This is a genomic window from Streptomyces sp. (genome assembly GCF_031178505.1).
GTDB classification, from domain to species: Bacteria; Actinomycetota; Actinomycetes; order Streptomycetales; family Streptomycetaceae; genus Streptomyces; species Streptomyces gulbargensis.
This window is the reverse complement of sequence record NZ_JAPSIW010000351.1, coordinates 1-6,980: the sequence shown is the minus strand read 5'-3', so window position 1 is coordinate 6,980 and position 6,980 is coordinate 1. Positions and strand designations below refer to the sequence as shown.

Below are 6,980 nucleotides of genomic sequence, written 5' to 3'. Positions count from 1 at the left end.
GGTCGTACGACCGGTACGGGATCGTCGCCGAGGCGGGCGACGTGTGCCAGGACAACCCCCCGGGCCACGAGGTCGACGCCGTCGCCACCCAGGCGTACCTCGCGGCCCGGGTCCGCCCCGGCCAGAGGGTCGTCCTGCGCAGGAGGCACGACGTGCCGATGGGTGAGGCCCAGAGCCCGCCGTACGTCCTGCTGCACGACGGGCGGGAGATCGGTGAAGCGTCGCGACGGTTCCGCGAGGCGCTGTTCCAGGTGCAGAGGGTGAACCGTACGTGGGACCCCTGGTGGCCCGACGAGATCCACGACCTGTGGATCGACACCCTGGAGACCGTGACGGGCAGCCCGGCCGCCAGCGCCAACGCCGGGCTCGGCGAGCGGGGCGTGTGGACAGCCCCACGGATCACCGGCGTCGGCCGGTACCGCAGAGCCGACGACAACGAGGAGCAGCGAGCATGACGCACGTGGCAGGCCGGCACTCCGAGCACTACCGGGTACGGGACGAAGAGCTGTTGGTAGGGCTCCGCCGTGAACTCTTCGGACCCGCCGAGGGCGCCGCGCCGGAGGACCGGGACGAGGTGCTCACCCAGGACGCGCCGATCGACCGCTACCTCACCGGCGTGCTGTACCCCCGTGCCTCGAAGGAACGGAAGGTCGAGAACGCCGCCGAACAGGACGGCCTGGACACCACGCCCGTACTCTCCCGCGAGGACGTCGAGGAGTCCGGTACCGCTCAGGAGGTCAGCGCCTCGGGGGACAGGCGGCCGTCGTCCATGGGCCTGACCTTCGCGGTCGACCCGACCATAAGCGGCACGATCGTGATCTCGACCCGTGCGGCGGTGTACGAACCCACGGACGCCGAGGGCAACCCGGTGGAGGCCCGCCGCGCCGAGGCCCGGACCACCGCCGAGCAGCGGGAGCGGTGGCGCCGCACGGAACTCGAACTCCCCGACTTCTCGGTCGACGTCACCGTTCCCGACAGCGACAAGCGGAAGGATCTCGACGACAGAGCACGACTGCGCGTCAACGTGCGTCGTCCCGACCCGGACAGCGGCACGGTCACGATCACCGTGACGTTGATCAACACCCAGACGGTCGGCGAGTGGGACCTCCAGGACGCCTTCTCCCTGTTCCAGTGCGGTCTGACGGTCAGGGCCGCCGACGGCTCCTCCGCCTTCGTCGAGCGCCCCGCCCCGGCCGCCGCCCACGACCCGGAGATCGCCACCAGCAGGCTGCTGCACCGCCATGCCCCCACCTTCGCCGTCGGGCACGGGTGCGCCGCCACGTGGGACTGGAACCCCTCGCCGATAGGCGTGTCCGACGAGGGGAAGGCCGCCGTCACCGAGGTGCGCAGCGACTTCGTGCCCAGTGTGGAAGTCCTCCTCACCGACTCCAACCCGGAGATCGACAGCTCGACGCTGTCCATGCTGGGCCTGGCCGAGAAGCCCGACACCGAAGTCCTGGCCGCCTTGGAAGGGCTCGCCACCGGATACGAACGCTGGATCGACCGGAAGTCGGCCGAGGCGGACGCTCTGGCGGGCATCAGCCACGGGAAGCCCGCGCGAGATCAGGTAGAGGCCTGCCGCGAGGCACTCGGGCGGATCCGTGAGGGCATCGAGCTGCTGCGGACCAAGCCCGATCTGATGCGAGCGTTCCGGCTCGCCAACCGAGCCATGGCCGACCAGCGCGCCCGGAGCGCCTGGGTGAAGAACGGGCGCACCGGCACGCCCGACCCGGCCGCCGGCCGTTGGCGCCCCTTCCAGATCGCCTTCGTGCTGCTCTGCATGGCCGGCATCGACGATCCCCGGCACGACGACCGGAAGATCTCCGACCTGCTCTGGTTCCCCACCGGTGGCGGCAAGACGGAGGCGTACCTCGGACTGATCGCGCTGACCGCCTTCCTGCGCCGTATCCGCAGGGGCGCGAGCGGGGGCGGCGTCACCGTACTGATGCGCTACACCCTGCGGCTGCTCACCCTGCAGCAGTTCGAGCGCGCGGCGATCCTGTTGTGCGCCATGGAGCACATGCGGCGCCGCACCCCCGAGCTGGGCGACGAGGAGTTCTCCGTCGGCATGTGGGTGGGCCGCTCGGCCACTCCCAACACGTTGGCCGAGGCGGCGGACAGGCTCAAGGAACTGCGCGCGAACCTCGACAAGCGGCTCGCCACCGAGAATCCCGTCCAACTGCACGCCTGCCCCTGGTGCGGGACCCGCCTCGACGCCCGGAACTACGAGGCCGACGAGGACGCCGAGCGGATGCACGTCCGCTGCCCCGGTACTGACTGCGACTTCGCGGACGGCCTCCCCGTCCACCTGATCGACGAGGCCGTGTACGCCGCGCGACCGACGCTGGTGATCGCCACCGTCGACAAGTTCGCCTCGATGCCGTGGCGGCCGACGACCGCCGCGCTCTTCAATCGTGACGACCCGGACGACGGCACCCCTCCCCCGGAGCTGATCGTCCAGGACGAGCTGCACCTGATCTCCGGCCCGTTGGGGACCCTCACCGGCCTCTACGAGACCGCCGTGGACGCGCTGGCCGACCGCCCCAAAGTGATCGCCTCCACGGCCACCATCCGCCGCGCCGCGGACCAGGGTCACCGCCTCTTCGCCCGCAAGGTACGCCAGTTCCCGCCCGCCGGCCTGGACTCCCGCGACTCGTGGTTCGCCGTGGAGACACCGCGCGAGGAGAAGGCGAGCCGCCGCTACGTGGGCCTGCTGGCCCCCGGCACCAGTCAGTCCACGCTGCTCATCCGCACGTACGCCACCTTGCTGCACCGGGCCAGGCACGCGGGCACCGAGGACGAGGTGCGCGACGCGTACTGGAGCCTGATCGGCTATTTCAACAGCCTGCGGCTCCTCTCCGCGGCGGAACTGCAGGTCCACGACGACGTGGCGGCCTACTTGGAGCTGCTCGCCGAGCGCGAGGGCGTGGCGGTGCGGTCGGTCGCCAACTACTCCGAGCTGACGAGCAGGATCGACGCCAGCGAGATCCCCACCCGCCTCAAGGGCATCGAGAAGCGGCTGCCCGACCCGGACACCGTGGACGTCCTGCTGGCCACCAACATGATCGCGGTGGGCGTGGACGTGGACCGCCTGGGGCTGATGGCCGTGATGGGGCAGCCGCAGACGACCGCCGAGTACATCCAGGCGACGAGCCGGGTCGGCCGCGCGCACCCCGGTCTGGTCGCGGTCATGCTCAACTCGGCACGGGCCCGCGACCGCTCCCACTACGAGAGCTTCCAGCACTTCCACTCGGCCCTCTACCGCGAGGTCGAGTCCACCTCCGTGACACCGTTCTCCGCCCGCGCCCGCGAACGGGGCCTGCACGCGGTGGTCGTGGCCCTGGCCCGCATCCTGATCCCGGCCGCGCGGGACAACGAGGACGCCGGCAAGGTCGAGTCGTACGAGGACGTCCTCCGGGATCGCGTCAAGCCCTTGCTGCTGGAGCGTGTCCGCGCGGTCGCTCCGGAGGAGACCGACGCCGTGTCCGACGCTTTCGACGAGTTCGTCGAGTGGTGGCTCGACGAGGCCAGCAGGGACGGTGGACTGCTCTACGAACCGAAGCGGGGCAACCGGGCCCCCTCGCTCCTCAAGGCGTACGACGACGAGACCGAGGACGCCGAGGCGTGGCCCACACTGTGGAGCCTGCGCGATGTCGACGCCGAATCCGCACTGTTCATGGAGGGAACCCGATGACCCCGCCCCCCGCCCGCCGCCGCCGCACCGGAGCGGCGGGCGCCGCGCCGGCCCACAACCTCCCACGGCGCGGCGCGATCCGCCGCGCCCAGGCGATCACCACGTACGGCGTCGGATCGCTCATCGCCGTCGACCACGAGTCCTTCATCGTCTCGGGCCTGGACAGTGCCGACCGCAGCTGGAGCGTCGACGAGTCCCCACGGGTCTACGAACGACGTCTGGCCCGACTGCTCGGTGTCGACTACTTCCGACTGCCACCGGCCTCCGACGACACCAGCCGGGACGGCCTCCGGGTCCGACGCTTCCCCCTGATGCACTCGTGCCCCGAGTGCACGGAACTGCAGCCGCACCGCGACTTCAACCCGCCCTCCGGTCGGAGTGTCTGCGGCACGTGCGAGGTGGACCTCGTTCCCTCCCGCTTCGTCGTCGCCTGTGAGGCGGGGCACCTCGGTGAGTTCCCCTACCGACAGTGGGTGCATCGGTCGACCGACCGGGGGTCCGCGGCAGCCGGCGGGTGCGGAGGCAAGCTCAGGCTCCGTACGTCCGGGCGTACGTCCTCGCTCCGCTCCATCCTCGTCTCCTGCACCTGCGGGAAGGCACCCGAGGTCTCGATGGAGGGCTCCTTCCGCAAGAACGCGCTCAAGGATCTGGGGCTGCGGTGCCGAGGCCACCGTCCGTGGCTGGGCACGTCGGCCCCGCAGCGGGAGTGCGGACTGCCCCTGCGCACGCTCCAGCGCGGTTCTTCGTCCGTGTGGCAGCCGGTGCTGAAGTCGGCGCTCTCGATCCCGCCGTGGAGCAGCGGGCGTGCTGACCCTCTCGAGGGTCACTGGGAGAAACTCAGGAAGCGCGAGCACGACCGCGCGCGCGTCGCCGATTATCTGGAAGCCGTCTTCGACGACGAGGACTGGCCCGTCTCCTTGGACGAGGTCATGGAGCTGCTCGCCGCGGAACGCGAGGAAGACGCCGAAGGCGAGAAGGCCCCCACCTTCGACCACCACTATCGCGCCCTGCGCAACAAGGAGTACGAGCGTCTCCGCGCCGGCAACGACGAGAGCGGGCACTCCCGCGACGAGCAGTTCATCTGCGAGACCCCCCTGGGGGACCAGAGCGTGCTCGGTACGCTCGGCATCACCGGTCCGATGCTGGTCAAGAAGCTCCGCGAGGTACGTGCTCTGAAGGCGTTCACCCGTCTCGTCGACGCGGAGTCGACGACCGACGCGAAGGAGATGCCGCTCTTCGACCCCGAGCGTCCCCTGCCCTGGCTCCCGGCCATGGAGGTCCGTGGGGAGGGAGTGTTCCTCCGCTTGGACGAGGACCGGTTGGGCGTCTGGGAGAAGGCGCCGGCGGTGGCTGCCCGTGCCGAGCGGATACTCACCGCTCATCAGCGGCTCCTGGAGGAACGGGCCGACGACCCGAGCCGTGCCGTGGCCTCTCCGGTCACGCCTCGCATGGTGCTGCTGCACACCCTGGCCCACGTCCTCATCAACGAGTGGAGCCTGGACGCGGGCTACCCGGCCGCTTCCCTGCGGGAGCGCCTGTACGCCGACGACGACATGGCCGGGGTGCTCATCTACACGGCGACGAGCGACTCGGCTGGCAGTCTCGGCGGCCTCGTCGCGCAGGGCGAGCCAGGGGAGTTGGACCGCACGGTCCGCTCCGCCGTCCGCCGCGCCGAGTGGTGCTCCTCCGACCCGCTCTGCATGGAGACCGAGGCGTCGGGCACCGGCGGGACGAACCTCGCCGCTTGCCACGCCTGCGTGATGCTTCCCGAGACGAGTTGCGAGCACAACAACATCCTGTTGGACCGCGCGCTTCTGGTGGGAACACCGGACGATCGCGATCTCGGGTACTTCGGGTCCCTCCTCGATCGCTGAGACTCACATGTGAGGGTGACGCTGGGGGTGTTGTCTTCGACGCCGGGAGCAGCCCGACCACGGGCCCGTTCACCATGCTCGGCTTCAGCTCCGGGGACCCGGACGTCGTGTACCGCGACGGCATCACCGATGCGATGTGTTCGGAGGGAGAGCCGCACGTACGTGAGGACAAGTTGATGGCGGCGGCCATGAGTTCCCGACGGAAGGTCTAGTTCATCGAGAACGTCATGCAGGAGTCCGCGCGGTAGGCAGCGGGTCCATCACCGGCGCCGTGGCGCCCGGCTAGCACGGCGCGGGAGGCGAAGGCGTGACGTGTGCCCGCGCCGGTTACCGCGTACTGCTGCGCGACACGAAGGTCGAGGAGGCGCTTGCGTCATGCGTGCGGGCACCTGCCTGGTGCTGCTTCGTGGACGCGGCGCCATCAATGGCCCGAGGTCCCCTGAACCGTGACGCGGCACGCCGCCGTCGCCATCAGCGGCGCGCGCCGGTTTCGTCACCGGCGCCCTGTGCCTGTGCCTCACCCCGGAGGAACTGCTCTTCACACCTGCGTGAGCCCATACACCGCGCCCACCACTGCGCCGAACACGCAGCCGGCGACGATGAAGCTGATCCAGAGTTTCTTGTCCCGCCAGTCCCAGTAGGCCTTCCCTGTGGCGCCGAGTGCGATCAGTGCAGCGATCACCAACCCCAGTGAGAATGCGCCGGCTACCGCGAGAATGATGTTCAGCAGGACCAGGAGCATCGCCATCGATCCAAGCCCCAGGAGAAGCTTGAAATTGAGCAGGTCCTGGTACTTCTGACTCCCGGTTGACTCCTCTTCGAGTTCCATTCCTGCTTCCCGTCAGACGACTGGACTGTCATAGGACCGGCCGGGGGTGGGGAACTTCTTGATATCCGCCCCCACTCCGGAGATGAGGCCGGCCGCGCTCATGGTAAGTCCGTTCACGGAGTTGAGTACGCCCTCGTAAATGGCGACGGTTCTGCCCCAGTGGCCGATCATACTGGTGATGCGAGCAGCGATCACGGCGCCTCCTGCCACGCCTGCGATGGCTCCCACGCCGGTGGCCGTCAGCGCCCCGGCGGCAGCTGCCGTGATCGCGACCTGAAGGGCGATGTCGGAGATCATCACCAGTTGTCCCTTGAGAACCTCGGCCGCCCCGAAGACTGTCTGCGCCACAGCTTGGTAGTGCTTCTCCAGACCATGGAACGCCTCTCCTGCCTGGTCGAGGCGCTCCGCGAGCGTCTCGAAGTACAGGAGCGCGGCATCGGCTGCGTTTCCTTGCCAGGTGGCGGCGCTCTTGTACACATCCTGCACCATGCCCTCGCGCTGCCGCGGCACAACGCGCAGCATCGACTCCATGGAATTGCCCTGCTCGCTCGAACAGCCCTCCCCCAGGAAATCCAGGCCGCCC

Annotated in this window: 4 protein-coding genes and 1 pseudogene; 3 read left to right on the top strand and 2 right to left on the bottom strand. The window is 69.6% G+C overall.

The window, feature by feature from the left end; genetic code table 11:
- The 3 genes and pseudogenes from RIF68_RS21585 to RIF68_RS21575 form a co-directional block, all read left to right on the top strand.
- Nucleotides 1-455 (top strand): annotated as a pseudogene (locus tag RIF68_RS21585) (DNA helicase); the annotation flags it as partial.
- Nucleotides 452-3,694 (top strand): helicase-related protein, encoded by a 3,243-nt coding sequence (locus RIF68_RS21580; protein ID WP_309052933.1) that lies wholly within the window; start codon nt 452-454, stop codon nt 3,692-3,694. The pseudogene RIF68_RS21585 and the gene RIF68_RS21580, both read left to right, overlap by 4 nt.
- A complete protein-coding gene (locus RIF68_RS21575; RefSeq protein WP_309052932.1) occupies nt 3,691-5,568 on the top strand; it encodes a DUF1998 domain-containing protein in 1,878 nt (625 codons plus the stop codon). Before RIF68_RS21580 ends, RIF68_RS21575 begins: the two co-directional genes overlap by 4 nt.
- A gap of 538 nt (nt 5,569-6,106) precedes the next feature.
- On the opposite strand, the gene RIF68_RS21570 is transcribed toward RIF68_RS21575, so the two are convergent.
- The gene (locus tag RIF68_RS21570; protein WP_309052931.1) at nt 6,107-6,397 is read right to left on the bottom strand and encodes a hypothetical protein; all 291 of its coding nucleotides are present in this window, start codon (nt 6,395-6,397) and stop codon (nt 6,107-6,109) included.
- A gap of 12 nt (nt 6,398-6,409) precedes the next feature.
- The coding region (locus RIF68_RS21565) for a hypothetical protein (RefSeq protein WP_309052930.1) at nt 6,410-6,980 on the bottom strand (571 nt) is incomplete at its 5' end.

What these genes read in the sequence shown, in the direction of transcription:
- RIF68_RS21575 (WP_309052932.1), top strand. Translation starts at nt 3,691, where the DNA reads ATGACCCCGCCCCCCGCCCGCCGCCGCCGCACCGGAGCGGCGGGCGCC.
- RIF68_RS21570 (WP_309052931.1), bottom strand. Translation starts at nt 6,397, where the DNA reads ATGGAACTCGAAGAGGAGTCAACCGGGAGTCAGAAGTACCAGGACCTG.
- RIF68_RS21580 (WP_309052933.1), top strand. Translation starts at nt 452, where the DNA reads ATGACGCACGTGGCAGGCCGGCACTCCGAGCACTACCGGGTACGGGAC.